The sequence below is a fragment of the Catenibacterium sp. genome, from assembly GCF_052354645.1.
Lineage (GTDB): Bacteria > Bacillota_I > Bacilli_A > Erysipelotrichales > Coprobacillaceae > Catenibacterium > Catenibacterium mitsuoka_A.
In genome coordinates this window covers 1-2,484 of the sequence record NZ_DAWDDM010000292.1, presented here as the reverse complement: position 1 = coordinate 2,484, position 2,484 = coordinate 1, and the positions used below count along the sequence as shown (strand labels likewise).

The window sequence follows — 2,484 nt, the reverse complement described above, 5'->3', positions numbered from 1 at the left end:
GCTTTCTATCCAGGCAACTTTTGAAGCAAAATATGAAAATAATTCTGTAATTTTTCCTAAAAAGGTATATAGCCCTAAGTAATTTTCAACTTTGGGAGAAAGAAACAAAAAGAGACTTATCGCAAAAATGATAAGTCTCTTTTTTGATTTGTTTCTCATACCCAGTCAAGCTGACTACCCTTTCCAGTCTTTTTCACAATAAGCTTTGTGTTTTTTGGTTCACGAACTTGAGAAATAATTCATATTATTTGTAATGTTTTTTTATGCTATCATATGTAAAAAAAACAAAAGCACCTCACCACTGAAATTCAATTCAGTGATGAGGTGTCTTAGGTTCATTCAACAATCGTCTTATAATAATTACCGAAATCTGCCAATGCATTAATAATCGGCATCATATCTTTTCCAATGTCTGTCAATCCATAATCAACTCTTGGTGGATTCTCATGATAATCAATTCTATACACAAGGCCATCATCTATCATCTGCCTCAGACTATCAGTTAATACTTTTTGAGAAATCCCATCTAAATCTCTTTGAAGTTCATTGAATCTCAATGTACAACTTTTTAAATTTCTTATTAATAGCTTCCATTTACCACCAATTAAAGACACTGATGTTGCGACAGGACATGCAGGAAGCTCCTTTTTTTCTTCATATGCAGTCACATCGTTTCAAAAATATTACAGTATATTCATTGGACTTAACATAGCCGATGGTGACGATATAGAACTTTACAAAGAAGGAGATTACACCGAAGGGCTTATACCAGAGTATTTGAGGAAATTATTACAACTTAGCAAATTGTCCAATTCGCAATTGGACATTCTGTGCAATCTTTCCCTGCTTCCTTTGTTGGACCATACACATCCCTACTCTCGTATAATTCTTCTTATCTGTTTTGCTGTGATAATCACTCTGTCAGTCTTTTATAAATCAACTTCTCCTGCTAGTGAAATTCCTGTAAGATGGTAGGCGAGATATGGTTTTCGTGTTACGAAAAACCATCTCGTTAATCTTGGCTTCCCCTAATACCCTGCTGGTACACACCTGCGGTGTGGTATATATAATTACATGAAAAAAGCAGACACATAGAATTTCCACATATCTGCTTCTTTCATTGCGTGTATTCAGTTTTATGTAATTACAACTATATACTTTTATAGTAATTCTTATGGATTAAGCCATTACTCCATATCCATATTACTTAGCTGCTTGGTCTGATCTCTCCTGCAATAAATAACTGCTGTTACCTGAACTCTGTTATTTTCATCATCAACCCAATAATAAATCAGGAAGTTTTTAACTACAATCTTGCGTACTCCCTCAGTTCTCCATGGCTCTTCATCAATCAAGTCATGTTTTTTCGGAAAACTCGACAACTTAGTAATCTCTGCTTTCATCTTATCAAGTAGATTATATGCTACATCCGGTGCCATTAGATCATTTGAAATATAATGTACTATCTCTTTTATCTGCTTTAATGCCTGCCTTGTTACCCTTACTTCATATTCGTTCATGCACTATATCTTCGACTTTAATTGACTAAAAGCCTCATCAACAGATACAGAATCGTTCTTTTTTGCCTGTGCAAGCCCGGTCTGCATCATCGTATCAAATTCAGCTTGTGTTATAGAATCTCTTGTAACAAGTTTATCCGGAATATCAAGAGAAAATGGTACTCCATCACGCATAATAACCTGTCTATAAGTCATATCTATGAATACAGATACAGGAATTCCAAGTCTGTCAAGAATTGCCTCTGCTTGCTCTTTTATATTCGGTTGAATTCGCGCTGTTACATTTGCAGTTTTTGTCGCCATAGTATGCACCTCCTGTTTCTTATAGTGTACCACCATGTATTGCTTCTTACAATACAAACACTTTTAATTGCTGCCGTCGCTTTTTGGCGGTAAATTTCTCCATTAATCATGCGATATTTTCCTAAACTGTATTCTATGCTGTCGGATTCTGCCATCAATCTTTTTCCATCCAATTCAATGAGCTCTGTGCAATAACGTCATCATAAAATCATCATCCGAATCAGCATTACCATCTGTATCTGCCTGCTGTTGTATGATCAATATTGCACTTTTGTTAGCCTGCATAGCTGCCAGCATGCTGCCAACCATTCTTAATATACTCATTGATCGTACGAACCACCACATTATGCTTCTTCTTCCATTTTCTATGCATAGCCCTTTAAAATTGGATTAACTAAAATTACTGCAAAAGTCAATCTAAAAATTGTAGGTTCTCTAACATCCTTATGTTGTCTTTTACCTACATTTTTATTTTATCCTTTGCACCTGGTCTCCATTTTTACCCATACCAGTGTAATGAAGAGCACCACCAACCCACTTATCGTGATAAATTACTTTTGCGTAGTCTGAGACAATAACCAAAGTATTCGTAGTCTTTGAATGTCTCATCCCGCCCATATTCCCGCATTTGAATATATCAAAAATATATGCATTTTTTAGT

At 35.3% G+C, this 2,484-nt stretch carries 5 protein-coding genes; all 5 read right to left on the bottom strand.

Annotated features, from left to right (window positions below; genetic code table 11):
• Window positions 1-335: 335 nt before the first annotated feature.
• Entirely contained in the window at window positions 336-668 is a 333-nt protein-coding gene (locus tag ACT8VG_RS10150) for a winged helix-turn-helix transcriptional regulator (protein ID WP_444195792.1), read from the bottom strand.
• A 519-nt stretch (window positions 669-1,187) separates the two neighbouring features.
• On the bottom strand, window positions 1,188-1,520 hold the full coding sequence (locus tag ACT8VG_RS10145) for a type II toxin-antitoxin system RelE/ParE family toxin (RefSeq protein WP_444195791.1): 333 nt from the start codon (window positions 1,518-1,520) through the stop codon (window positions 1,188-1,190).
• Between the two features lie 3 nt (window positions 1,521-1,523).
• Complete coding sequence (locus ACT8VG_RS10140; protein ID WP_117459085.1) at window positions 1,524-1,823, bottom strand: type II toxin-antitoxin system RelB/DinJ family antitoxin; 300 nt, start codon at window positions 1,821-1,823, stop codon at window positions 1,524-1,526.
• Between the two features lie 174 nt (window positions 1,824-1,997).
• Window positions 1,998-2,147, bottom strand: coding sequence for a hypothetical protein (locus ACT8VG_RS10135; RefSeq protein ID WP_158546326.1), 150 nt, complete (start codon window positions 2,145-2,147; stop codon window positions 1,998-2,000).
• Window positions 2,148-2,291: 144 nt separating this feature from the next.
• Window positions 2,292-2,484 (bottom strand): hypothetical protein (locus ACT8VG_RS10130; protein ID WP_444195790.1); only part of this gene is annotated, 193 nt, incomplete at its 5' end.

What these genes read in the sequence shown, in the direction of transcription:
- ACT8VG_RS10135 (WP_158546326.1), bottom strand. Translation starts at nt 2,147, where the DNA reads ATGAGTATATTAAGAATGGTTGGCAGCATGCTGGCAGCTATGCAGGCT.
- ACT8VG_RS10140 (WP_117459085.1), bottom strand. Translation starts at nt 1,823, where the DNA reads ATGGCGACAAAAACTGCAAATGTAACAGCGCGAATTCAACCGAATATA.
- ACT8VG_RS10145 (WP_444195791.1), bottom strand. Translation starts at nt 1,520, where the DNA reads ATGAACGAATATGAAGTAAGGGTAACAAGGCAGGCATTAAAGCAGATA.